19 protein-coding genes are annotated in these 26,108 nt (G+C 50.0%); 5 read left to right on the top strand and 14 right to left on the bottom strand.

The annotated features are described in order from the left end of the window. The first annotated feature begins 23 nt into the window (after positions 1 to 23). Positions 24 to 4,784, top strand: a complete 4,761-nt coding sequence (locus AC286M_RS04095; RefSeq protein ID WP_488203171.1) for a type I polyketide synthase — start codon at positions 24 to 26, stop codon at positions 4,782 to 4,784. Next, a complete protein-coding gene (locus tag AC286M_RS04090; RefSeq protein WP_488203170.1) occupies positions 4,781 to 5,554 on the top strand; it encodes a thioesterase II family protein in 774 nt (257 codons plus the stop codon). Before AC286M_RS04095 ends, AC286M_RS04090 begins: the two co-directional genes overlap by 4 nt. Here AC286M_RS04090 and AC286M_RS04085 read toward each other — a convergent pair. The 5 genes from AC286M_RS04085 to AC286M_RS04065 all read right to left on the bottom strand — a co-directional run bounded on the left by AC286M_RS04085 (position 5,537) and on the right by AC286M_RS04065 (position 11,278). Further along, on the bottom strand, positions 5,537 to 6,145 hold the full coding sequence (locus tag AC286M_RS04085) for a DUF6940 family protein (RefSeq protein WP_488203169.1): 609 nt from the start codon (positions 6,143 to 6,145) through the stop codon (positions 5,537 to 5,539). The genes AC286M_RS04090 and AC286M_RS04085 overlap by 18 nt on opposite strands. Before the next feature lie 40 nt (positions 6,146 to 6,185). After that, entirely contained in the window at positions 6,186 to 6,911 is a 726-nt protein-coding gene (locus tag AC286M_RS04080) for a phytochelatin synthase family protein (protein ID WP_488203168.1), read from the bottom strand. A gap of 273 nt (positions 6,912 to 7,184) precedes the next feature. Beyond that, positions 7,185 to 8,402 carry an IS256 family transposase gene (locus AC286M_RS04075; RefSeq protein ID WP_488202914.1) on the bottom strand — a complete coding sequence of 406 codons (1,218 nt, stop codon included), beginning with the start codon at positions 8,400 to 8,402 and terminating at the stop codon, positions 7,185 to 7,187. 64 nt (positions 8,403 to 8,466) lie between these two features. Further along, on the bottom strand, positions 8,467 to 10,806 hold the full coding sequence (locus tag AC286M_RS04070; RefSeq protein WP_488203167.1) for a tetratricopeptide repeat protein: 2,340 nt from the start codon (positions 10,804 to 10,806) through the stop codon (positions 8,467 to 8,469). Between the two features lie 4 nt (positions 10,807 to 10,810). Further along, the gene (locus tag AC286M_RS04065) at positions 10,811 to 11,278 is read right to left on the bottom strand and encodes a hypothetical protein (RefSeq protein ID WP_488203166.1); all 468 of its coding nucleotides are present in this window, start codon (positions 11,276 to 11,278) and stop codon (positions 10,811 to 10,813) included. Between the two features lie 625 nt (positions 11,279 to 11,903). Here AC286M_RS04065 and AC286M_RS04060 point away from each other — a divergent pair. Then, positions 11,904 to 13,475, top strand: a complete 1,572-nt coding sequence (locus AC286M_RS04060) for an iron uptake porin (protein ID WP_488203165.1) — start codon at positions 11,904 to 11,906, stop codon at positions 13,473 to 13,475. 74 nt (positions 13,476 to 13,549) lie between these two features. On the opposite strand, the gene AC286M_RS04055 is transcribed toward AC286M_RS04060, so the two are convergent. Next, positions 13,550 to 13,792 (bottom strand): hypothetical protein, encoded by a 243-nt coding sequence (locus AC286M_RS04055; RefSeq protein WP_488203164.1) that lies wholly within the window; start codon positions 13,790 to 13,792, stop codon positions 13,550 to 13,552. Positions 13,793 to 13,967: 175 nt separating this feature from the next. Here AC286M_RS04055 and AC286M_RS04050 point away from each other — a divergent pair, with 175 nt between their 5' ends. Continuing rightward, entirely contained in the window at positions 13,968 to 15,224 is a 1,257-nt protein-coding gene (locus AC286M_RS04050) for a serine hydrolase (protein WP_488203163.1), read from the top strand. A gap of 26 nt (positions 15,225 to 15,250) precedes the next feature. Here AC286M_RS04050 and AC286M_RS04045 read toward each other — a convergent pair whose 3' ends face one another. Continuing rightward, the gene (locus AC286M_RS04045) at positions 15,251 to 15,694 is read right to left on the bottom strand and encodes a Fur family transcriptional regulator (RefSeq protein ID WP_488203162.1); all 444 of its coding nucleotides are present in this window, start codon (positions 15,692 to 15,694) and stop codon (positions 15,251 to 15,253) included. 325 nt (positions 15,695 to 16,019) lie between these two features. Between AC286M_RS04045 and AC286M_RS04040 the strand changes: the two genes are divergently transcribed. Then, positions 16,020 to 16,592: a peroxiredoxin gene (locus AC286M_RS04040; RefSeq protein WP_488203161.1), complete on the top strand. Its 573-nt coding sequence runs from the start codon at positions 16,020 to 16,022 to the stop codon at positions 16,590 to 16,592. A 497-nt stretch (positions 16,593 to 17,089) separates the two neighbouring features. On the opposite strand, the gene AC286M_RS04035 is transcribed toward AC286M_RS04040, so the two are convergent. The 7 genes from AC286M_RS04035 to AC286M_RS04005 all read right to left on the bottom strand — a co-directional run bounded on the left by AC286M_RS04035 (position 17,090) and on the right by AC286M_RS04005 (position 25,877). Further along, positions 17,090 to 17,635, bottom strand: a complete 546-nt coding sequence (locus AC286M_RS04035) for a COP23 domain-containing protein (protein WP_488203160.1) — start codon at positions 17,633 to 17,635, stop codon at positions 17,090 to 17,092. Positions 17,636 to 17,656: 21 nt separating this feature from the next. Next, the gene (locus tag AC286M_RS04030; RefSeq protein WP_488203159.1) at positions 17,657 to 19,531 is read right to left on the bottom strand and encodes a hypothetical protein; all 1,875 of its coding nucleotides are present in this window, start codon (positions 19,529 to 19,531) and stop codon (positions 17,657 to 17,659) included. A 57-nt stretch (positions 19,532 to 19,588) separates the two neighbouring features. Continuing rightward, the gene (locus AC286M_RS04025; protein ID WP_488203158.1) at positions 19,589 to 22,081 is read right to left on the bottom strand and encodes an nSTAND1 domain-containing NTPase; all 2,493 of its coding nucleotides are present in this window, start codon (positions 22,079 to 22,081) and stop codon (positions 19,589 to 19,591) included. Beyond that, positions 22,078 to 23,109: a CHAT domain-containing protein gene (locus AC286M_RS04020; RefSeq protein ID WP_488203157.1), complete on the bottom strand. Its 1,032-nt coding sequence runs from the start codon at positions 23,107 to 23,109 to the stop codon at positions 22,078 to 22,080. Before AC286M_RS04020 ends, AC286M_RS04025 begins: the two co-directional genes overlap by 4 nt. 698 nt (positions 23,110 to 23,807) lie before the next feature. After that, positions 23,808 to 24,002 (bottom strand): CHAT domain-containing protein, encoded by a 195-nt coding sequence (locus AC286M_RS04015; protein WP_488203156.1) that lies wholly within the window; start codon positions 24,000 to 24,002, stop codon positions 23,808 to 23,810. Between the two features lie 44 nt (positions 24,003 to 24,046). Further along, on the bottom strand, positions 24,047 to 24,358 hold the full coding sequence (locus tag AC286M_RS04010; protein WP_488203155.1) for a hypothetical protein: 312 nt from the start codon (positions 24,356 to 24,358) through the stop codon (positions 24,047 to 24,049). A 190-nt stretch (positions 24,359 to 24,548) separates the two neighbouring features. Further along, on the bottom strand, positions 24,549 to 25,877 hold the full coding sequence (locus AC286M_RS04005) for a sensor histidine kinase (RefSeq protein WP_488203154.1): 1,329 nt from the start codon (positions 25,875 to 25,877) through the stop codon (positions 24,549 to 24,551). Positions 25,878 to 26,108 lie beyond the last annotated feature (231 nt).

The raw sequence follows: 26,108 nt of genomic DNA, 5'->3' as shown, positions 1-26,108 counted from the left end.
TAATGAACAGTAAAGAGCAGACAATGGCAACTCATTTCACAGGCTTAGAAATCGCGGTGGTCGGCATGGTTGGGCGCTTTCCAGGCGCTAGCAACGTGACCGAGTTTTGGCAAAATTTGCAGGCTGGAGTCGAATCCGTTTCTCACTTTAGTGATGAAGAACTGCTGGCTGCTGGTATTGATGCCGAGACGCTGCGTCACTCTAACTACGTCAAAGCTCGCGCTATTTTGGATGACGCAGAGTGGTTTGATGCCGCGTTTTTTGGCTTGAGTCCTAGAGATGCCGAAATTCTTGATCCACAGCAGCGTGTCTTTCTAGAGTCAGCCTGGGAAGCGCTGGAAACCGCTGGCTATAGCCCCCAAACGTTTCCGGGCACGATTGGCGTATATGGTGGGGCAACTCTGAGCGGCTACCTGTTTAATCTCTATAACCACCGCCAGCTCACGGAGACCGTGGGGCAGTTTCCGCTGGTTTTGGGGAATGGGCGGGAATTTCTCACCACCCGCGTTTCCTACCTGCTGAATCTGCGTGGGCCAAGTCTGAATGTGCAGACTGCCTGCTCAACCTCCCTCGTTGCCGTACATCTGGCTAGCCAAGCGTTGCTCAGTGGCGAGTGCGACCTGGCTTTGGCTGGCGGTGTTTCGATTCGCTTGCCATTGAAAGGGGGATACTGGTATCAAGATGGTGGAATTTCATCGCCTGATGGACACTGCCGCGCCTTTGATGCCAAAGCTCAGGGCACTGTGGGCGGTAGCGGCATTGGGTTGCTGGTGCTGAAGCGGCTAGAAGAGGCCATCTGCGATCGCGATACTATCTATGCCGTGATTAAAGGCTCAGCCCTTAACAACGACGGTGCAACCAAAATGAGCTTTACTGCGCCCCGCATTGAAGGGCAGGCCGAGGTGATTCAAGCGGCGCAGCAGATGGCGGAGGTAGAGCCGGAAACGATTCAGTATATTGAAGCGCACGGCACGGGCACGGCTCTGGGCGATCCAATTGAAATTGCGGCGTTGACGCAGGCGTTTCAGACGGCGCAAACCGGATACTGTGCCCTGGGGGCAGTCAAAACCAACATTGGTCATCTCGATGCAGCGGCTGGCGTTGCCGGACTGATTAAGACGATTCTGGCTCTCCAGCATCGGCAGATTCCGCCCAGTCTGCATTTTGAGACGCCTAACCCACAGATTGATTTTGCCCACAGCCCGTTCTATGTCAATACCCAGCTTGCTGATTGGCCTGCCAATGGCTCACCGCGTCGGGCTGGCGTCAGTTCCTTTGGTATGGGCGGCACTAATGCCCATGTCATTCTGGAAGAAGCACCAATGCCTCTACCGACCAGTGGATCGCGTCCCTGGCAACTGCTGCTCTGGTCAGCCAAAACAGATACGGCTTTGGAGAGCGCTACCCAGCAGCTTGCCACCCGTCTGCAAGAGCAGCCTGACCTAGACTTGGCCGATGCCGCTTATACGCTCCAGGTTGGTCGCCAAGGATTTGTCCACCGCCGGATGGCAGTCTGTTGCGATCGCACTGACGCAGTCGCGGCTCTCACGAACCTGGATCAGCGAGTCGCTACTCAAACGGCATCTGATCATCCGCCTGCTGTGGTGTTTTTATTCCCCGGTCAGGGAACACAGCATGTCGGCATGGGGCGCGATCTGTATGTAACAGAACCCGACTTTCGACGCATTGTCGATGACTGCGCCGAGCAGCTACTGCCGCATCTGGGCCTGGATTTACGACAGGTGCTGTATCCTGCGGCTGACCAAACAGAATGGGCCACGGCTCAACTGCAGCAAACTGCGATCGCACAGCCAGCGCTGTTTGTGGTTGAATATGCCCTAGCGCATCTGTGGCAGACGTGGGGCGTACAGCCGCAGGCCATGATTGGTCACAGTCTAGGCGAGTATGTTGCGGCCTGTCTAGCAGGTGTGTTTCAGCTTGAGCAGGTGCTGCCTCTCGTTGCTCAGCGGGGGCGGCTGATGGAGCAGCAGCCAGCGGGCGCAATGCTCAGCATTGCCCAGTCTGCCGATCAGGTGATCACTTATCTGCCGAAGTCGCTGACGCTGGCGGCTGATAATGCCCCTAACCTCTGCGTTGTGGCTGGCACAGCGGCAGCTATTGAGCAGTTTCAGGCTCAGCTTCAGGCTCAGGGAATTGCCTGTCGCTGGCTGAAAACCTCCCACGCCTTCCATTCTCCTTTAATGGATGGAGCCTTAGCTCCGTTCCGCCAGCAGCTCGCGCAGGTACAGCTCAATTCGCCGCAAATCCCCTGGGTTTCCAATTTAACTGGCACCTGGATTACGCCTGAGCAAGCAACTAGTCCCAACTACTGGGTGCAGCACCTGCGCCAAACCGTCCGCTTCCGCACCGGACTACAAACCTGCTGCCAAAATAATGCTCCTCTCCTGCTAGAAGTCGGCCCCGGACGGACGTTGAGCACGCTGGCACGTCAGCAACCGCAGCTAAATTCAGCCCAAATTGTCACGTCTATGCGCCATCCTCAGGCGGCTCAAGCTAATCCGTCTGACGCATCCAGTCTGACCAATCCAGCCGATCAGTCCGACATCGCCTGCCTACTAACTGCACTAGGACAGCTTTGGTTGCAGGGTATATCGGTTGACTGGTCAGGCTTCTACGCCCATGAGCGGCGGCGGCGGATTTCGCTTCCCACCTATCCCTTTGAACGACAGCGCTACTGGATTGATGCCCCCCAGTCAGAGCAAACTCTCGCTTTGGCTACCCCAAATTTGACGAAGAATACCGATGTAGCGAACTGGTTCTATCAACCAACCTGGACGCGATCGCAACTTGTTCAGCCTCATTCTGTAGCTACCACATCGCCGAAAGTCAAGTCAGAAACAGCCGAATGGCTGCTGTTTGTCGATGATGATCCGCTAGTAAGTGCGATCGCAGAATTACTGCGGCAGCGGGTTAACGCCATCACGGTTCAAATTGGCGACCACTTTAGCTGTGTGGATGAGCATACTTACACGCTAAATCCGCATCGCCGCGAAGATTACACCCAGCTACTAAACGCGTTGGGAACAAATCGGCCAGCCCGAGTGCTGCACGGCTGGAGCTTTGGTGTAGCAGATCGGTCGGATAGTTTGCCCGATAATCCAGAGATTCAGGCGCGAGGCTGTTATAGTCTCCTGTTCCTGACTCAGGCAATGGCGCAGGGCGGCTGGAACCATCCCTTACAAGTCACGGTATTGACCAGCAGCATATTCGATGTGATCGGCACGGAGTCTTTCATACCGGCACAGGCAACGCTGCTAGGCCCCTGTACCGTCATTCCACAGGAATATCGCTCCATCACCTGTCGCGTTGTGGACTGGTTGCGATCGCACAATCACAATCAATCTGACCATTTACATACACTGCTCCAGGATATGCTAGCCGATTCCCCTGAGCGAGTCGTCGCCTATCGCCAGGGACAGCGCTGGGTACAGCGGTTTGAGCCTGTTGCTTTACCAACCGCACCCGCTACGCAAACAAAGCTGCGTTCCAGCGGCGTGTATCTGATCACGGGTGGCCTCGGCAAAATTGGCCTCACCCTAGCGACTGAACTGGCGCAGACCTATCAGGCTCAGCTCGTACTGCTCAGCCGTCGCCCCTTCCCGCCGCGATCGCAGTGGGATGCAGTTTTGTCAACGGCTCAACCGCAGGATGATGTAGCTACTACTATTCGACAACTCCAGGCTCTGGAAGCTGGTGGAGCCGAGGTTTTAGTCCTATCGGCTGACGTTGCAGATGTTGAGCAGCTGCGGGCAGCTATTGCCCAAGCCGAGGCGCAGTTTGGCCCGCTTAATGGCGTGATTCATGCGGCAGGAGCGGTGGGTGAGCAGGCGTTTCGGCTGATTCAGGAGACGGGGCTGGCCGAACTAGAGCAGCAGTTTCGCGCTAAAGTGCAAGGAGTGCAAATCCTGGCACAGGTGCTGCGGGACAAACCACTGGACTTTTGTCTGCTCTGCTCGTCGCTGGCTTCAATTCTCGGTGGACTGGGCTTTGCGGCCTATAGTGCGGCTAACCAGTTTATGGATGCATTTGCCCATCAGCAAAACCGCCACAGCTCCTTCCCCTGGATCAGCGTCAACTGGGACGGCTGGCGTTTTCCAGCTCACGCGGATGCCCAATCAAAAGCGGATGCCCAATCAGAATCAGACGACGCGATTGGGAAAGAGATCGCAGAATTGGCGCTCACGCCGGAGGAAGGTGTTGCGGCTTGGCAGCGCATCCTGGCCTACACTGTAGCGCCCCAAATCGTTGTCTCAACCGCAGATTTATCCGCACGACAGCAGCAGTGGCTAGATATGCCAGCACCAGCCGTATCTGCCCCCACAGCGAACCAAACACTCTATGCTCGACCCTCGCTGTCTGGAGCCTACGTCGCGCCGCGCAATTCTGTAGAACAGGCGATTGCCGACGTGTGGCAGTCATTTCTGGGCATCGACGAAATTGGCGTTCACGATAGCTTTTTTGAACTGGGTGGTCATTCCCTGCTGGCGACGCAGATTATTGCTCACCTGCGCCAGCATTTCCAGGTTGATATCCCTCTACGCGCCCTGTTTGACGATCCCACCGTTGCCGGACTGGCAAATGCGATCGCACTTGCCCAAGATCAACCATCAATGCCACCGATTCCCGCTCTGCCCCGCCCCGATGTCTCTACGGCGCAGCATCAGCTTGAGCACCTGGATCAGCTCTCGGATCAGGATGTTGAGGATCTGCTGCGCCAATTAACCCAGCAACTTGCCAACCAACCAACACACGAACTCCTATGATCTCCACCTACTCTACTAATCAAGCTACAAACTGGATTCGCTCCGAGCAGCTCAATCCCAATGCAGCCCTCCGCTTATTTTGTCTCCCCTATGCTGGCGGTAATGCCCGCGTCTTCCGCCACTGGTCGGCTGCTCTGCCTGACGATGTAGATGTTTGCGCCATTGAGCTACCGGGACATGGCACTCGCTTAACTGAACCGCCGATTAGCGATCTGGATGAGCTAGTCATTGCGATCGCACATGTCATCCAGCCGTTTCTAGATCGTCCCTTCGCTCTATTTGGTCACAGCATGGGGGCACTCCTTAGCTTTGAGCTAGCTCGCCATTATCGTCGCCATAATCAGCCGATGCCCGCCCATCTGTTCGTTTCCGGCCACCGAGCACCGCAACTCCCTGACCCAGAGCCTCCCATTTACGCATTACCGGAGTCTGAATTTCGCGATAAGCTGCGGCGGCTCCAGGGTACACCCCAAGCTGTGTTAGACAACGATGAATTTATGGCATTGCTTTTGCCTGTGTTACGGGCCGACTTCACGGTTTGTGAAACGTACAGCTATCGGCCTGAACCACCTCTATCGTGCCCAATTACGGCTTTTGGTGGTACTCAGGATGCAGCTACACGTCGAGGCAGACTGCGAGCCTGGCGCTATCAAACTGACGCGCGATTCACTAAGCATGTGCTACCCGGACATCATTTTTTCATCCACTCTGCCGAAACAGAACTCTTACAACACGTTCGCACGGGCTTGGAGCTAGCGACCATCCGCTAAAAGACAGTAGGGGGCATAGCCATAGTATTTAGGTCGATCATCTAATCGCACATGTAGCCAGGAAACGCCCCCTCCGGCGGTGCTGAGCCAGAGGGGCTGATTGCTGGGTAAATTGCTTAAGCGGCGCTGCATGGCAGCTCCAACCTGTTGCCAGAGGGCGTGTTTTTGCGGGTCGGGGGCATGGCGGAGGAAGGCGGCGATGTGGCCGTAGGCGGAGGCATCGGCTTGGGGACAGGGAACCACTAGGATGGCATCGTTGCCCAGGTTAGCGAATTCGACAATGCCGCCGGGGGCATCGTCGCGGAAGTGGGCGGCGAAGGTCTGGATATCGGGGCGACGGGCGAGGCTGGGGCTGTTGATCTGGACGAATTCGAAGGGGCGCTGGGTGGTGGCGCGGGTGATGGGTGGGGTTTCCCAGCGGAAGGCGGTGAAGGGACAGTCGGCCAGCAGCGCGATGAAGAAATCCCGAAAGTCGGCATCATCCTGCCACCGCTGAAGCACCTCGGCGTAGGGAATGGGTGAGGTGTTGTAATGCAAGGTGGTTTTGAGGATGCGGTTGTTATCGAGTAGTTCGCTGTGGAAGTGCCACATTAAGGTTTAGAGATTTTAGTGCTGTTAATACTGATGTGTTCTATTCAGGTTTGGGACTGATCAGCAGAAAACCGCGCGTCAGGCCGGATACGGAATCGACGGTATTGGTTGCGGCCCAGAGGGCTTCGGCACTGACCCAGACGGGCGGATATTTGTAGCGAGATACGTCGAGGACTAAAAACTGGTCGGTGTCGGCATCGTAGGCGGCAATTGGTGAGATGTGGCCGCCGCGCTCCTGTTCGATGGCGCTGCGCAGGTAATTGATGACGACGAAGTTGCCGGGTTCGGTGAGGTTGGCGACAATCAGGTCGCGAAACTGGTCGGGTGTGACATCGCCACCGTAATAGATGGCTGCATCGACGGGATAGCTCTCGAAGATGCCTGCGAGTTCAGCGAGGGTGAGTCCTTGGCGCTCAATTAGGGAACGGGGAATGATGGCTTCGGTCTGTTCGTTGAACAGGTTGTCTTGGGTGAAGTAGTTGCGTTCCCATTCTGCGGCGAGGGGGGCGGGAATTTGCATGGCGTTTAAGACCATTGCTGTGGTGGCAATGCCGCAAAATGCCTGATTATCTTGGGTGGTAAACTGGGTTGCGAGGGGAATGTAGTCGGCGAGGGCTTCGCTATTCATCAACAGGGCTTGACCATCGGGCGAGGTGAGCGAGGTGAGCTGTTCGGCCAGGGGCAGGGTTTGGGCAGTGGTCTGTTTGACGGTGCTGAGGGTGCCCAGCAGGGCAAATGACATTAGGGGCAACCAGAATTTACGCATGATGTCCAGCTCCTTGCAACCAGAAGCTTTTATTATGCCTGAATTGATGGTGTTTGAGATTTGTGGTTGAGGGGTTGGGGGTGGGAGTGCCAGATTAGGATTCGGGGGGTTGGGATTGGAGTTGAGCGAGGATTTGTTGGGTGAGGGGATGATTGGAGAGGCTGTCGGCTTGGCCTGCTTCAATGGCTTGTTGGAGGCAACAAACAAAGTTATTCCAGCCTGTTTGGGTGTTGGGATGGGGTATGTCAAATAGATTGTGTCAAAGGTAAAAACTCAAGTTGGAAAGCGATCGCTGAATTCAATCGCGAAGCGGTTGAGAGCGGGTTTCCAGTCGCGAATGGGCATGGTCCACTTTTTGGCAATATTTTGAATTGCCAAGTAGATAACTTTTAGGGCAGATTCATCGGTTGGAAAAGCTCGGTGGTTTTTAATCACCTTTCTAAGAGTCATATTCATCGATTCAATCGCATTGGTCGTATAGATTGCTTTACGAATCTCCGGTGAAAAAGCAAAGAAGGGAATAATCCGCTGCCAATGATGAAGCCAAGACCTGCTAATGGTTGGATATTGCTGGTCCCACTGCTCGGCAAACTCAACTAAGCGCTGCTCTGCTTCAGTCTCAGTGCTGGCCGTGTAAATCAGCTTGAGGTCTGCTGCAACCGCCTTACGGTCTTTGTAGGACACATAGCGGAGTGAATTTCGTACCATGTGAACAATGCACAACTGCACCTGGGTTTGAGCAAAGACCGCTTCAATGGCATCGGGAAAGCCAGTGAGGCCATCACAGCAAGCGATGAAGATGTCTTTGAGACCCCTATTTTGCAGCTCTGTGAGCACTTGAAGCCAAAATTTGGCAGACTCGTTCTGGGTCATCCACATCCCCAAGAGTTCTTTGGTGCCAGACAAGTTAACCCCAAGCGCCAAGTGAATCGCTTTGTTGATCACCCGCCCGTCTTGTCTGACTTTGACCACGATGGCATCAAAATAGACGATGGGATAAACCGGGTCGAGCGCGCGATTTTGCCAAATTTTACGCTCCGTTTCAACCGCATCCGTGACGTTCGAGATCAGCCCGGCTGAGACCTCAACGCCATACAGGTCTTGCAGTTGAGCCTGAATGTCACGGGTACTCATGCCCCTGGCATAGAGGGACAAGATCTTGTCATCAAAGCCCTCGAAGCGGGTCTGCCCCTTCTTGACGATGATGGGTTCAAACTCACTGTTGCGGTCACGGGGAACATTGATTTGAGCTTCTCCAAACTCCCCTTTGATGGTCTTCTTGCTGTGGCCGTTGCGGCGGTTACGAGTTGGCTTGACGTCGCTTTCAGGCTCCGCCTGTTGCTCGTCCAGATGGGTTTTCATTTCCGCATTCAAGCAGCGTTCCACCAAAGCCGCCGTGAGCTGCTTAAGAATCCCTCCATCCCCCAGCAGGTCTTCGGGATTCTGATAGCCTTTAAGCAATTCATCCAGGAGTTCAGGTCGAAAAGTCATAGTACGAGTCTCTTAGGTTCAATAGTTCATTAGATCTCATCTCTGACCTTTGACACAATCTAATTTACAATCCCTTGGGATGGTTTTCTCCCAGTTGCAACCAAATTGTCAACGCTTCTATATAAAGCGGTTCAGCTTTAACATATTTCTCTTGAATCTGATGAAGCCCCGCTAGATTATTTAGACGGAATGCAACAGCGGGATGCTTCTCCCCCAAAAGCTGTTTTGTCAACGCTAAAGCCTCCTGATAAAGCGGTTCAGCTTCACTGTATCTTCCTTGAGACTTATAGAGTAAGGCCAAATTGTTCAAACTCGTGCCTACATTGGGATGCCCTTTCCCTAATAGACGTTTATACAGATCCAACGCTTCAACACACAACGGTTCGGCTTCTCCATATCGACCTTGGGCACGATAGAATTCGGCCAGATTATTCAAGCTCGTGGCTACATCGGGATGATCTTTCCCTAGTAGGCGTTTATACAGCTCCAGTGATTCAACATACAACGGTTCGGCTTCTCTATATCGGTCTTGAGTATGATAAAGTTTGGCCAGATTATTTAAGCTCGTGGCTACATCGGGATGATCTTCTCCCAATAGACGCTTTCTTAGCTCTAGCGCTTTAACATACAGCGGTTCGGCTTCGCTATATCGGCCTTGATCACGATAGAGTTCGGCTAGATTATTCAAACTCGTGGCTACATCGGGATGCTCTTTCCCTAGTAGGCGTTTATACAGATCCAGCGCTTTAACATGCAGCAGTTCGGCTTCGCTATATCGGCCTTGAGCATGATAGAGTGCAGCTTGACTAGCCAAACTCGTAGCTACATCGGGGTGATCTTCTCCCAATAAACGCTTTCTCAGCTCCAGCGCTTCAACATGCAGCGGTTCGGCTTCGCTATATCGACCTTGAGTATGATAGAGTTTGGCAAGATTGTTCAAGCTCGTGGCTACATCGGGATGCTCCTCTCCCAGGCAATTGCGAGTTACGGTCACACATTTTTCATACCAAGGTTCAGCTTGGATATAAAGTCCCTGTCCTTGGTAGAAACGACCTAAGCCGATAAAAGGCCAAGATAGTTCATTATCTGCAATCTGAGCAATCCATTGCGTTGCTGACTCCTCCACATGGGGAACGATCTCACTCCAAGCCAACGCTTGCGCTTTTGTTAGAGCATCATCAACTTCCCGTGCCGCTGCCACCATCTCTCGACAAAAAGCCCCAATCAACGGTGAATCCTCCGGCAATTTCGTCCGAATAAACCGCTGAATCAACTGATGATACTGATATCGTCCCCTCTCCACTCGCTTCAGCAAACTCAACCGCACCAGTTTTTCATTTCGCAAAATCTGCAAGTTCTCTGGTTCAGTTTCTGGAAAACATGCCTCAACTCGTTTCCAAGGTATCGGAGCTAGCGCAAAACAGCTCAGCAAACAGGCTAACTCCTGCGCTTCTGGACTTAGTTTCTGCCAACTCAACTCAAACGCACTAGCCACACCTAAATTGGCCGTCATTCCCTCTTCAACTCGCGTTAATGCCCGTGCCTGTAACTCCTGATCCTCTAGCCTGTGCCATAACTCTGCCAACGACAGGTCTAGATCCATCGCCAAATATCGACCCACCAACTCCAACCCCAGCGGCAAATCACCCAGCCACTCACACAGCGTCTCTGCCGTTTCCGGTTCCGCATCAATTCGCTCCGCCCCCGCCAACTGCCGCAACAGCTCCAGCGCATCCGCCCGCGCCAACACCCCAATCGGCAACTTCGCAATCCGCGACCCCAACTCCACCCGCGTCGTCATCAACACCGTAAACCGATCCTCACGCGGCAAATACGGCTCCACCTGCCGATAATCCGTCACATCATCCAGCACCACCAGCACCGACTCCGGTTTCTGCGCCTCCGGATCAAACCTCGGCCACTGCCGCCAACAAAACGCCACCTGATCCTTCGCGTCCAAATCCTCCGGCGGATTCAGCCCCAGATAGCTCTTGCCAAACGTGATGATCTGCGTACCAATATCCGCATCACCCTCCGCCCCCCGCGCCGACAGCCAACACACCCCACCCGGAAACGTTTCTTGCCAATACCGCTGGGCATACTGCACCGCCAGTTCCGTCTTGCCCACGCCACCCATTCCCGTCACAGCCGTGATGACAATCCGGTGTTCCTGCTGCAACTGCTCATGCAGCCGCACCAAATCCTGGTCACGACCCACAAAGCTGTTCGTGCCCAAGAACGGAATATTACTGGGAGGACGATCTCCCTTTGGCACAGGTGCCGCATGAATGTTTACTGTTCCCTGATTGTTCGGCAGGATCGGGCCATAGTTGCCCGTGTAGACATTTCGTTCGGCTTTCCCGGTAACGTTCCACTGTTCTAAAGGTGACGATTCGTTGGTCATGGAGCTAGGCAGGCGGTTGTCCGTAGTTGATGTTCACGGTTCCAGTGTTGTCTTTAATCACCGGAGCTTTATTGTCTGTAAATTCGTTTTTCTCAGCATGGCCGATCACATTCCAGACTTCACTGCCTGAACCCTGATTAATGTTGATCTCTTGCTGAATTTGCTGCGCTAAATTGCGAATCTCTCGATCAAAAGCAGGATCTTCTTTCATTGCTGCTTCCAAATGAGGCGTCAGCAGTTTGACCTGCTGCTCAGTAACAATGCCACCCGCCTCAACGGTCTTGTTCAGTTCCTCTACTTCCCGAATTCCTCGCAGCTTCTGCCAAATTTTCTGCCGTAGAGCATTTATCTTACTCAGCACAACAGGATTCAGCTTTTCTGCAACTTGTTCAGCCGTAGATTCTAAGTACGGCTTAAAAACTAAACTCAAAATTGCACTTGCTACCACCGTCAGCGTCACCGGATCTGCCATGAGCGTGGAATGATAAAGGACTTCTCCCCTGTTATGACATGAGTTTCAGGGTGCGACAACATTCTGTTTAGGATTTTGCACATTTGGCCTCACCCTAAATCCCTCTCCCACAGGAGCTACTGTTTATACATAAATCTCTTAGACTTCGTTTCGACGTTGAGATCCCCCTTAGCCCCCCTTAAAAAAGGGGGAACCTGCTCAAAGTCCCCCTTTTTAAGGGGGATTTAGGGGGATCAGTCCGGGATTTAGAAGGACTATTCAGATGTGTATAAGCAGTAGCCCACAGGAGAGGGACTTTGAGCAGGTTTCCATTTCCGGCTCCTCTTCTCCTGCGGGAAAAGGGACTGGGGGATGTAGACGCGATCGCGGCTTCTCGAAGAGTGGGCCAACGAGATGGGATGGAAGAGATGGGATAGAAGAGGTGCGATCGCAACTATAAAACAACGTTTAAGACACCACCGACCGCACAATTCCAGTAACGCCTTCATTTCTCATTTAAACAACTACTTTGTTATTTAGCTATTTAACGTTATAAAGGATTTATTACTTCGACGGACAGCTCATTCCGTCTCCACCCCTTCAACCCCATCTAGGATTTCGAGATATGTATCACTTCCATGCTGTTATGGATGCCTCCTTTGATCAGGCGATCGCTGTTGTGGTGCAAGAGCATAGCGATGGGCAGGTCGATCAAGGAGCTGCTCCAGCAGAACTGGTTTCGGCGCTAATGCTTGCTGACAGCTCTAATATCCCTTCGGTTAAGCAACTAAGCGATGTCCAACCAACTGACTGGGCCTTTCAGGCTTTGCAGAATTTGATAGAGAAATACGGATGTCTCAACAGTTATCCTGATAACACCTTTCAGGGAGACCGCCCCCTCACGCGGTTTGAGTTTGCGGCGGGGCTCGACACCTGCCTAAGAGCCATAACCACCCAAATGGCAGACAATGCTGTCGCTGAAGCGGATTGGCAAGTTCTGCAACAGCTACAAACGGAGTTTGCCACTGAACTCACGTCCTTAGATAGACGGCTCACCTCGTTAGAAGCCCAGACCGCAGACCTTATGGCTCACAGCTTTGCCACCACGACCAAATTGCGAGGAGAAGTCACGTTCTCTGTAGATCAACTCGTGGGGGACGATCAACCTAATGGCAGCGATTCTCCGCTGCCACAATCCCTGGCCTTTGGCAGCCGAGCCCGCCTCAACCTAGATACCAGCTTTACGGGGCACGATTTGCTCCGGATTCGACTCGATGCGCTGAATCCCACCGTGTTGAATGCGCGAACGACGGGCACCAACATGACCCGCTTGGCCTTTGATCGCTCCAACCAAAACGATTTTGACATTGGCTCATTGTTCTATCGGTTTCCCGTGGGCGATGACCTGACGGTGCAGGTCGATGCGGCCAAAGGAACCTACAGCATGAACATCCTGCCCACCTTTAACCCCAGAATTTCCAGTGGAATTGCGGGGGCCGTGTCTCGGTTTGGGCGATTCAATCCCATCTATTACCAAGGCTTTCCTGGGGTAGGAGTGACAGGGCAATATGACTTTGGAGACAGCGTTTCCCTGGCAGTAGGCTATCTGTCACCAGACAATACGGCAAATGATCCCACAATTGGGCTGTTTGGGGGCGGTTATACGGCCTTAGCTCAGCTGGATGTTCATCCCAGCAATACCGTTGATTTGGGACTGACTTACGCTCATTCCTTCTATCCTCAAGGATCGGTGGCAGTGGTGGGCGGAACGGGCAGTTTGTTAGCCAATGCGCCCTTTGGCGACCTGGCTACTTCGGCAGATCATCTAGGTCTGGAGTCCAGTCTGCGTCTCGGGTCTGAGGTAACTTTGTCGGGTTGGGCGGGATTGAGTTTTGCTACTGCCGAACACAGTAGTGGCGCGATCGCAACCGGAGATTCAGCCACCATATTCAACTGGGCCGTCAGCTTGGGCTTGGCCGATCTGAGTGGACGGGGCAACCTAGGCGGAATCATTGTGGGTCAACCCCCTAAAGTGACAGCCAATTCAGGTGGTGCTGTAGATGAAGCATCAGCTTGGCACCTAGAAGCTTTTTATCGTTACCAATTGAACGAGCATGTCTCACTCATCCCAGGCGGCTTTGTTGTGCTGAACCCTGAGCATGACAGCGCCAACGACACCATCTGGGTGGGAAGTTTGCGCACCGTCTTTCAGTTCTAACCCCGTCTAACCCGATATGAACTGCTGTCCAGGAATAGACAACATGCGATCGCAGTTCGCAACTCACATCTGGTTCAGCTTCCTGAGCCAATTACGTCATACAAACGACTCAGTTCTTCTGCCAGCGTGTTATTGGGCATTGCGGCTCCCGCCTGTCGATACCAATACCGCGCATTGCTCAAATCGCCCTCCACGCGGTGCAAGTAGGCATGGATCAAGCAAGAGTAGCGATCATAATGGGGCTGCACGATGTCATGGGCAGCATCCCACTGACCGTCTCGCGCCAAATCGAGTGCTCTGATGTGGTTACACGCCATGTTCAGTTCCCGCTATGCAACAGAGAGTCTATTCACATCTTGCCCTAAAACCGAGAAGTCGTGATTTCGCTGCGCAATATGGCGATAAATGCGGCGATAAAATGCGCGATTCTGGGTTTAGGCTAAGGAAAGAACGTGCGATCGCACATTAGCCCCTTCATCTACGTTAATCCTTATGCTCGTTTTCTTCTGCACTCTGCTGCTCCTGCTCCAACCCCATCCGCCATTTCAGCTAGGTCTGCTACCAACCTCGCTATTGAATCCGGCATCGAATACAGTTGCACCGATCCAAATCGCTCAAGCCCCTATGATTACTCCTCAGCAAGCCTTAGAACGGCTCTTTATTAACCCTGAAATCCAAGCTGATTGGTTCGCTCCAGCCTTTCTACAGCAGGTTTCTGCCACGCAGATTCAGGGTGTAATTGACCAAATTACGCAGAACTTGGGTGAGTACCAGAGCGTTGCTGAAACCGAAGCTGGCTTTGAAGTGCGGTTCGAGCAGGGCACTGTTCCGGCTCAAATTCGACTCGATGGCAATGGTCAAATCACAACCCTCTTTTTCCAGCCAGCCGTTACCCCCATCAGCCCAGAGGATGCGGCTTCTGCGATTCGAGAGGCTCCCTATCCGGCTAGCTTACTGATTCTCAAAAATGGTGAAGCGCAGGCCAATGTCAATGCCGATCAGCCCTTAGCGGTTGGATCAGCGTTCAAGCTAGCGGTGCTGGCTGCCCTCCAGGAGCAAGTTCAAACTGGTGAGCTGGCCTGGGATACTGTCGTTGAGCTACAGCCAGAGTGGAAGAGTTTGCCCAGTGGAATACTGCAAGATTGGCCTGTTGGGTCTGCTCTGACGATTGAGACGCTGGCAACGCTGATGATTTCGATTAGCGACAACACAGCAACCGACGCACTGATCAACATTGTGGGACGCGAAAACATTGAAGCGCTGACTCCTCGTAATCAGCCTTTCCTGACGACGCGGGAGTTCTTTGCGCTCAAGAATCCGACCAATGCCGCGTGGCTGGAACGCTATCGCCAAGGAGACTTAGAGACAAAGCGGCAGGTTTTGACAGAAGTTCCCGATTTGCCGCTGCCTAGCGAAAGCGTATTTGCTGGAGCACCCGTGAGTCCCGATGTGGAGTGGTTCTTCACCAGTCAGGAACTGTGCCAACTGATTGAGCAGGTCGCTCCCCTCTCGGCCCTGCGCGTCAATCCGGGTGTCGCAAATCCTGCTGACTGGCAGCAAGTGGCCTTCAAAGGTGGGTCGGAACCGGGAGTGCTCAATCTAACGACCTGGCTCCAGGATGAAGCTGGCAATACCTACTGCGTGACCACGACCTGGAACAACCCAGATCAGGCACTTGACGAGACGGCTTTGTCGCAATTTCATCAAAGCGCGATCGCAGGTCTCAAATCCAATCACTCTATGTTCTGAGCCATGATAGAGGGAAATCTGCTAACCTACTCGTCAATTTTTGCGATCGCTTCTAACTGACAGCGATCGCAGACGCCATGTACAGTTACTTCGTAATTTTCAGCCTTTAGGCCAGGGCGCAATCGATTTAGATCTATGTCCTGAAAGGTTTCCCAAGCAATATCTTCAATGGCACCACAGGACTGACAGCGGAAATGGTGATGCAAATTGGTGTTTGCGTCATAGCGCGAGATGCCTTCTTCCAGCAGCACCTCGCGCACAAGGCCAACTTCCCGCATCGCTTGCAGAGCACTGTACACCGTTGCCTGAGAAGACATCGGGGCATCGCGGTTGAGGTCGCCCAGAATCTGCTCTGCCGTGGGGTGGTCGGTACGAGCCAGCAGATTAGCATAAACCGCAAATCGCTGCGGAGTGACCCGCAACCCTTTCGATTTCAAGATCTGGACAACGTCTTCTGCCTGCTGTTGCATCGTATCTATCCCCTCAAGCTCTTAAAGTCCAATTAAAGTCCAATATTCAAGGTCTTAATCTAACCAGACAGCCCTAGACGGCTCATCTGTTCCAACAAATTTTCGATATATTACCTATGATTATAGCGTTCTAGTCTTAGAGTCTAGAAAATGTATCAAAAATTTTAAGGACTAAGTGATTTTGACTATTTACTTATTCCTAAATCAGAATTATTCTGAGTTATAGTGGAAATGACCGACGATTTTAGCTCGCTTCTCTGAGAACACAGATGAAGTCACAGCCAAGAGTCGTTCGTCAAAGTAATCATTAGAGAAAGAGGTAAATATGGCAGCTATTGAGCGTGTACCTGACGTAGTATTCAAGACTCGCGTTCGTGATGAGTCCGTTCCTGGCCCCAACCCCTATCGTTGGCAGGACAAGACTACCCAAGAGATTTTTGGTGGCAAGAAAGTCATTGTATTCTCTTTGCCTGGCGCATTCACGCCCACCTGCTCCTCCAACCACTTGCCTCGCTATGAAGAACTCTATGATGAGTTCAAGTCGCTGGGTGTAGACGAAATCATTTGCATCTCTGTGAACGACGCATTCGTCATGTTCCAGTGGGGCAAGCAGCAGGGTGCGAAGAACGTCTTCTTGCTACCTGATGGCAACGGTGAGTTCACTCGCAAAATGGGTATGCTGGTTGACAAATCCAACCTGGGCTTCGGTATGCGGTCTTGGCGCTACTCCATGCTGGTAGACAACTGCGAAATCAATAAGATCTTCGTTGAGCCTGACTTTGGCGACAACTGCCCCACCGACCCATTCGAGGTTTCTGACGCTGACACCATGCTGGCCTACATGAAGGGTGAGCAGCCTCAGGGTGTTTCCGAGCCTCGTGTTGCTTTCGTTGGCTAGATTGATTGTCTGAGACCTTGCTGCACAAGGGATACAGGCAGTGATCTGTATTCCAAGTAAGCAAAGTAGTTGTGTGTTCAATGAATGAAATGGGGGAGCTTGGCGGTGCTAAGCTCCCTTTACATATGAAAATTTAGCGCGAACCGCCTCGCTAGGTCTTTCGCCCCTCAGTTTTGGCTTTGTATAGGGCCTGATCTGCGATCGCAATGGTCGTTTCTAGCGCGATGCCCCCTTGCTATCAAAAAAGTGACGATTCACTCATTGCCGCTGCCGGATTAGCCCACCACATTTACAGTCGCTTAATATCGTAAATCCAAACAGGCTTCTGCTAACACTCATCTGTGGTTCTAGTATTCACCACAAGCATGATTAACTAGACTTTATCGGAAATTGTTTTGTAGCGCGGCTCCGCCGCGCTACAAAACAATTTCCAACGCCAAAAAACTTTATTTCCAACAAAGTCTACTATATGGGATTTCAAATACTGGTATCTGGAACTATCTGTCAGAACCGGAAAGAATAGGCTCTCCAATACCTCTACGTATAGTTTCTAGCTGCTCAACAATCGTGTCAGTTTCGGCTCCGGGTTCCAGCATCAGCAGCAACAATTCCTGATCTGCTGTACGTTGGGATGCACAGCGATCGTCTCCTCGTCCGGGAGGAACCTTTACATAGATGACCGGAAACTGAGCCTGCGACCACGGAAAAGTCCGAGTCTCTACGAAAAAAGGACTAGGTAGATCGCCTGTATTTTCCAAAAACTCTGTTATGAATCCACACGCGTAGTAAGTTTGAAGCCGACTTGCAAATTCCTGGCACCGTTTGGCAGGAGGATAAAGCTGATCAAACCAGCGCGAGGACTGCCAGCGCACAATCTCAACGGGTTCTGGCTGTTCTCGGATATGTGCAACGGTTGTTAATATTCCATTAACTGTCTCACACAAGAAAATAGTGTCGGAACTGAATGCAGGTTTAGCTAGTAAGCTGCTAAATCCAACTGTAAAAGTAGAAGCCAAACTGATGGCCCAAAATCCGTATTTCATAGATACATATCTCCCTTCATATCAGAATGAACCATCTGCTGATTGATTTTGGTCAGCAGCAAATTGATCTTGATTAAGTCGGAAAGATTGCGCAATTTTCCTCAGATCCTGTTCAGCTCCTTCTTGCTGCACATATTCACCGAACGAATCCAAAATAATATTGTGAAGATAGTTCCCCTGAATTAGATAATAGACCGACCGCTTGACGGGAATACTATTATCCACTCTGTCAACTGTTGCAAGAGTCGCATATTCAAGTCCTTCTCCATCAGCTAAGCTCACTCGACGAACGGTTGCAGTAACATCGTCTTGCCGAAGATTAGCAGCTATTTCATCTAGTGAGTCTTCATCTTCTGAAAGCTCACTTCTCAGTACATAAACAATTTGAGTATCTGTGAAGTTGCTATTGTTGACAGGTTCTGCTGATTGTTTATAGGCTACAAAATCTCCAAAAAATTGTGTATTGATAAGCCACACAGGGACAGAGCCACTGGAACCAGTGATGTCATTAGTCCAGTCGGTCGGAATTTTCAAACTAGCGTACGGGGGTTCAGTCTCTTGAGCAGTAATCTGCTTTGATAACAACCCAACTTGAAATGCTTGAGAAGAAATATCGTATTGTTGCCAAGCTGGCGCACGCTGCGCCTCGTTTCCTTGAGCACAGATTGCAGCAAACTCATCCGCTTCAGGATCACCAGGAATTCGAAAATCATTGCAATCTAGGGGGGCTGTTTCTGTACTTGAAGCAACAATGTCACGGGTTCTTCCCGGAACGGTGTAGATATAACGTTCACCCTTAAATACGACTTTGCCTCCAGGATCAGCAACTGAACGAACAAAGGCTGCACCTGCTAATGTATCAATGATTATTTGGCTGTCTGTTCTACTTGTTTTTACTTTCGTTGCCTCAGTTCCATAGGGCTGAACAATAACTGTACTTTCGCTGATTACAGCTGGCGCACAGCTAGTTTTGGACTCGGCGATCGCTTCATTTTTCAACTCACGAAGGCTTAATTCAATATCTGTACCATTAAGGTTATTGCGAACAAAACTACGATCATCTTCACAACGAAGTGATACTGCTAAATTTGACTGGTCAAAAGCCCATTCTCCAGAAGTAACATCAAAGCATTCGCTACCGGTATTGCTTTCACAGAGTTGGACGGTCTCTTGGCATGGAGATGCATTGGGAGAGAAGACATCAATCCAATTTTCTTGAGAGACATCATATTCCCATCCATTACCACTTGCTGAAACCGCACCACAGTAACGAGCGAAATTATTTAGAGGAGAAGCATCGCTGATCAAGTCGATGGTTTTCGTCAACGCGGCATGGGGTGCATTAATTAACTGGTCAATTGTGCTGATTGCATATCTACTGTGTTCAACCTTCACACCTTGTGCGCAGGTACCTCCGTTTTTTCTAACACCCCAACTCCATTCAGAACTTCCAGACCAATCTACACACGGAAATATAAAGCTTGTAGCGCTTCCATCACTACCATTTGGACCAAATTTAACAACTAGCTGCATCGGCCTTCCATTGTTGTAGAAGTTCATTGCAGCATAAGAACGACTGTCATTCCGCACAGTGACCTTTTGATAATATGAAACCACTGAGTCATTCCGATCCGCCCGCTTTGAGTCACTTATGATCAGAGTCCCATTTGGAGGGATAAACTCACGGATAATCTCAACATTAGTCACATTTGGATCGCTACCGTTAGGTTGATTGCTGATGATTGCTCCAGTAGGATTGCGGTCGAAAATCTGGCCATATCCTTCTAGACAAGCCAAAAGAATATATGCAGGTGCAAAAACCACAGGGGCGGCCACCATGATCCACTTGAAGCGATAACGCAGATTTATTTTTGTGCTGTTTTTTAGAAGTCTCATAACATCTTTATCTAGAAAACAATGAGGAATTTTGAGTTAGACTCAGTCGTTGTGCATCTACACTTCGCCTATGCCACATTGAATGAGTCGATTTTCGCCAATATAAGTTTGCTGAACAAAGATTTCTGCTGAAAGTGTTGATTCATTGAGCTGATTACAATTTGGATTGAAACGGTTTAAGCTATCTTCAAAATCGTCAGGTGGACCAAACCAGCCGCAGTCATTATTTGTAAGCTCTCGCCATGCCTCTTCAATATCTTGTAATATTGGGCAGGGTATTCTATCAGTTTCTTCTGGCCCGCTTAATATTCCGTCATCATCAAGATCAGCACCAGTATCTCTTATCGCCACAATATAAGTAGACCTAAGGGCTCCAACTTCGTATCGATTTTCGAGGTCTGTGACATCTCCGGACTCTCTTGGTTTACCAATTTCATTAGCTTCCAGATAACTTTTTAGTTCTGGCAATCTTTCTGCACAAATTATTGAAATGATTGCATCTGTGGAGTGAGTAAATAATTCTTCTATGCCCACGGAATCAAAGTCGTCTGTCAAATTTTCCGTGGCTGCAGACTGCAAACTCATAGCATAATCTCGTGCGACTTGATAATTCGATAGAGCGTCCTCTATACGACCGACCTGCTGAAATTGTCTGCCTTGTTCAAGGATATCTGCTGCAACTGGTAACAGTTCGGGGTTGATAACACCCTTAGCAACATCAGCCACAAGCTGAGCATATCGCTGCTGTTGTTGAGCATATCGCTGCTGCTGCCGTTGCCATCCGATCAATCCACTGCCACCAACTACTGCCACCAAAAGAACAATTATAGCGATCGCAAATTTTTGAGTAGCTTTACGAGCTTTACGTTCTTGTGCCTGTGCTTTCTTAGCTTCAGCAGCAGCCCGTTTCTCCTGTTCCAACGCGTTACGAGTTAAATTCAACTCACGCTGTCTTCTAGCCTCTGCTTCCTGGCGTAACCGCTGCTGTCGGTCAACGCTGCTTTGAAGAAAAGCTTTTTCATCTTCAGTTAATCCACCCAGGGTAATCTCAAATAGCTTTTGCTGTTGCAGTTCTAAAGCCCGGTCAAGTTTTGTGCCGCTCCAAAGCTCCTCTTCCGCAGCCGCTGGGTCAGTATTCAAAAGCTGTCGCCATCGAATAGAGTCATCTCGCAAACGATTATTAATAATGATGACTTCCTTACTTTCATCAATCCAATTTTGTAGGGTTTTCCATGAACTTAGTAGAGCCTCATGAGCAATTTCAACTGTTGAGTACTGTTCCTTGCTAACAATAAAGAAATTATCATCAGTTGATTGTCGTCGATCATTACTAACTAGGAGATTATAGTCAACAAGCCTTTGAAGAATTTGACGTTCATGTTGATCCTCAAAGGACATTAGTGAAACTCGTTTACTGACGGCTCGACCTGCTAGATCAACTTCTTCGATCGAACCGACAACATCCACCAGTTTTAGAAAAATCTGTTTAACTTCTATTCTCTCTTCAGGGTTAAAGCTTCTATAGATTGTGTCCACTCGGCGCTGGAGCGCACCCCGTACACCACCCAATTCTCGATAAGTTTGCGTATTGAGAGTGCGATCGCGAATATCATCTCGCTGCCAAAGTAGGTCGAGCGTATACTGAAGCAACGGCAAAGAGCCAGCCTGACCTTGCACATCTTTGATGATTTCTTCAACCAAGCCTTCTTCAAAAACAACACCGTTATGAGCTGCAGGCTGCTCGATCGCTAGCCTTAATTCATCAGGATGCATATCGGTTACTAACTGTATGTGTCCTTGAAGCAACCGACCCAGATTAGGGTAAGCGCTAATTCGATCCAAAAAATCAGCCCGCATTGTCAAAATCAACTTAACAGAGTGCCATCCAGCATGCTGAAGAGCGCTATTTAAGGCCAATAGCGCCTTGATAAAGACCGCTCGCTTTGAAGGTGGTGTTAGGGTAAACAGCTCTTCAAACTGATCGATGAGAATGAGCCACTGCTGATTTGTAGGTTTTAGAGTTTTAACAGTTTGAATCAGCGTTTTGTAGTCTGTCTGGCGAGCAACTTTTGCCTTATCCTGCTTAAAGGTTTGCAATAAGCTGGCATATAACGATTCAAAGGGGTCGCGATCGGGGGTAAAGAAAATTGGTAAAAATTGAGAGCCCCACGTTTGCTTCAGTCGAGGCGTTAATCCAGCCCGTACAGCTGAAGATTTACCGCTACCAGAAGCCCCCAGCAGCAAAATTAGATTATTCGTCTCCAGATCAGTAACCAAACTTCGAATCAGTTGATCTCGTCCAAAGAACAGTTCACGGTCATTAGCCTCAAACCGTTTTAATCCCTTGTAGGGCGATGCTTCAATTAGCGATCGCGTTTTGACTTCTTCGACCGAGATTTGAATAATCTGGGTTTGAGTCAAGATAATATCTCGCGCCGCCTGGAGCATATTGAACGTGTTGTTATGCCCTTGGATCTGAACATCCCTGACGGATTGCTGCTGATCAGAGAGCTGTTCGTCTGGAGGAATCTGGTTCGGATCTGAGTTCATAGCAAACCTCCCCAAGCGTTAGCGACTAAAGCTGCAACTTTGGTAATGGGTTTGGCCAGAGCCACAACTCCATCCAAGGTCTTTTTGAGAGTTGCGATCGCTTGATCGACTAGACTCTTATCAGGTTGAGGCTTGCGTAATTCTGACTCCAGCATGTCGATCGGCACTGCAACGGTCTTTTTCTCGATCGGGTTTAGCTCTGGACTGCTAGCGATTGCTTGCTTTAGTTGTGCGATCGCATCTAGAGCGGCTTGCAGATCAATGTTGCTGGCGCTACTCTGAGTGCTGCTCTGGTTTAGGATGATATCCCTACCAGACTGATTGACAGAAATGTTTGAACCATTACCGCTAGTGATATTACTGACAGATTGAGATTGCCGTGCTGGGAAATTGTAAGAATCAGGGGTTTCAGGTAGAAGTGACATTGCAGGCGTCAAAAATCCAAGGGGATTCTCTGTCTCATTGCGATTTAGCAGGATAGGAATAGTTGATTCAGTACTACCGGACAAATTGAGAACCGTACAGGCAAAATCGTAAGCATCCTGAAAAGAACGACCTGCTGCCAACGCTTGGTAAAACTTAGTGGCAAATTGAATGGCGGCTTTATCCCCAATCGCCTTATTCATGCCAATGACACAATCAATATGTTGGTGAACGGCAGCCGCTTGCACTTGGGAGTAGCAAGCATTTAGAACGACGCATTGAACCGTCTTCCGTACTAGTTTGAACAACTGTGCCAAAGGTTCTGTCTCAACCAGTTGCAAGTTGCCATCATCGTCTTCCAGCGCTAATCCTTCGTGGCCCCCTCCGTGACCGGAAAAATGAACGATCTGGGGATTATGTTCTAGAAGAGCACCCGTCAAATCATCCACCCGCACGGCCCATTTGCTGATTAGCTCGAAGCAGTCCCGGCTTTTTGCTAGCAAAAGCTCGTGTTCAATATCCCGCACTTCCTGGCCGAGACGCAGACGATCGGTATTGCTAGGATTAGCAGCCAGAACCAAAATTTTGATGGGTAGTTGGAGCATTGCAAAGTCTCTCAACGAATGAAGAGTCCGTCCATCGAATGATCTTCATATTGTCGTTGATGTTGAGAGCTGTCTAGTACCCTCAAGGGTCAAGAATCTTGAATTTCTTATCTTTGAATTTCTTAAACCAAATCCAGGTTGAAAAGTAGAGTTTTCCCTGAGGGAAAACTCTACTTTTCAACCCTGTTGGGGTTTATCTTTGAATTTATTATCTTTGAAATAGGTCACATGCTGCCTACGCTAACATGAACCAGCAACAATTTCGCCAAAAAAGTAAATCTCGCGGGGCGCTCAAATTCCTATCCCCGCCGCAAGCGGACGGGGCATTACGGAATTTGCCCTTCGGGACGCACTCCCGCGCTACCACTAACGTGGCAAGCCACGGGGAATTAGACCCACAGAGATTAAATTGCATAATTCTCTGCCTTCTGAGCTTCTGGCGTAAAGGCGTTACGAAGATACTTTCACCTGACCCAATTTCTTCATTAGACTTTATCGGAAATTGTTTTGTAGCGCGGCTTCGCCGCGCTACAAAACAATTTCCGACCCCAAAAACTTTATTTCCAATAAAGTCTATTAATCAATTGATTTCGATAGGGACAGCAGGCAGGGGCGGCAAGTAGACCTCTTGCACAAACCAGAATTTGAAGGCTGAAGTCCCTGTGATCACGTTGTGTTTTTCGATTCATGCAAGAGGTCTAGTTATCAAACTCGGAGGCTCCCATCGCCAAAACCTGGGCACCCGTAATCGGTGTATGGCGAGTATCAACCAGGTGCAAACTCGGTATCATTCCTAGGCTGTACTGCTCTACCAGGAACTGCTGACCGTCGTAGAGGGTGGCGACGGGTAGTGATCTAGAGGTCGCTGGTATTGATAACTTATCGTTTATCATGCCCAGCGGTCTCTAGATCGGCTGGCTACGCATTTTATTGTTGATCAGTCATTCTGGCCACAAGTTGCAGTTCCATCAGGATTAGTGATGGAAAAGGCATCAAATTCACGTCCTTCAAATTCACCTGTTACCGTCAGTTGATCGCCCGCGCTGATATAACTTGCTGTAAAGTCGCCGCAAAGATCCCAGGAATCAATTCGCAGAATACGATTGCCTGCATTCAACCGAAAGCCATCTTCCCAAACACGCTCCACCGTTCCGCTGAAAGAGCGGCTTTGCTGCGCGTGGGCATTTGACATCACATTCACCGCAACTAAACCACTTGCGATCATTAATGCTGTTGTGAATAATTTCATTCAGATAACCCTCAATTTGCTGCGTCTATTGCATGACGGATGGATAGAACAACATGTCTTATGACATTGCTTCAAAGCAACATATGGAAACAGGCAGTCGTTCGATTCATCTGTCAGCCTGTATCGGTAAACTGAACCCAGTCTAGAAGTCAGGTAGTAAGACAACGGTAGGAAAATGGTAAGAAAGCTCTTACGATGCGATGTATTGAGGAAACGTAATCGTAAAAGTCGTGCCCCGTGCAAGCTGACTTTGGACTGTGATGGTTCCCTGATGACGGTGGACAATTTCTTGAGCAATCGCTAGGCCCAAACCCGATCCACCAACAGTACGGGAGCGCGACTTTTCCACTCGATAAAAACGCTCAAATAAATGAGGTAGATGCTCTTGCGAAATACCCATCCCAGTATCACTCACCTTAATTTGAATGCAAGCCCCACAATCAGTTGTCGTCAAACTGACCTTGCCATAAGCAGGTGTATATTTCACCGCATTTTCTAGCAGATTAAGAAATAGACGAATCAGCTGATCCGGGCTACCTTGAATTTGCAGATTGGGCACAACTTGAGTGGAAAACTGAAGATGTTGAAGATCAGCCAGTGGTTGAATCTGTTCAGAGATTGCGGCCAATAAATCGCTCAGATCAATCGGTTCAAGCTGTACTTCCTGGTGATGCTGTTCAAGACGAGATAGCAATAACAGATCGCTACTGAGACGAATCAGACGATCAACTTCCTGTTCAATAGCTTGCAGTGTTTCCTCATATACGCCTGCTGTACGCGGTTGACTAAGCGCTAATTGCAATCGTCCTTTGAGGGTTGTAAGCGGTGTCCGTAGCTCATGGGATACATCGGCTGTAAATCGCTTTTCATGCTCAAATGTCGCTTGCAACGAATCTAACATCTCGTCAAAAATAGTTGCCAACTGCTCCAACTCATCATCGGTTGTGCCTTGATAATGAATACGCTGAGTTAGATCACCACTGACTCTGACCCGCTCTGCCATTCGAGTAATTTGGCCAATGGGCTTCAGAGCACGATTAGCAAGAAACGCTCCTCCCAAGCCAACCATACCGAGGAGCAGTGGAACCTTCAGGAGATGAAGATTCAGAAGATTATTTGAGGTAGTATCTACAGGTTGGAGAGAACGGGCCACTTTGAGCCATCCGGAGGGCCTTTCATTAAGCGGTAATATCTCTTGGGTGTAAATTCGCCACCGCCCGTTCTGGGTCTTGAGCGTCTTGAAGCCAGGCTTTAGATCCGGCTGGGTCGGTAATGTGAGTGAGTCACCAAAATGCTCTTTCACAGAGCCGTCTTCCCCTAGCAAATAAATTTCGACACCTGCATCATTCAACAATGATCCTAAAACAGGAGCTTCTTGACGGGGATCAAATTTTAAGTCATCAACTTCATCATCAAGGTTCTTCAACGCCTGAATGGCGGTTACTTCTAATGCACTATCAACCTGATTGAGTAATGTCTGACGAAATTCTAGATAAATGAAGCTATCTGAAGCTAGCATGGAAAGCCCTGCTAGCAAGCTATACCAGGCAACTAATCGTATCCGCAAATTTTGCCAAGGTTTACGGGACTTCATCTTAGATAAACCGTGAAAAAAGAGGAAATACTGGTCAGGAAGATCAACTCAGCCAGAAGCACTAAATGACCTATTAACCCTTACTTACAGTTCCCTGACGGGAGAACATAGCTTTATTTAGCACCTTAATAAGTAGCTGTATATAAATAAACGCAT

This window comes from Thainema salinarum CENA647 (assembly GCF_057732415.1).
This window is presented reverse-complemented; position numbering and strand designations above follow the sequence as displayed.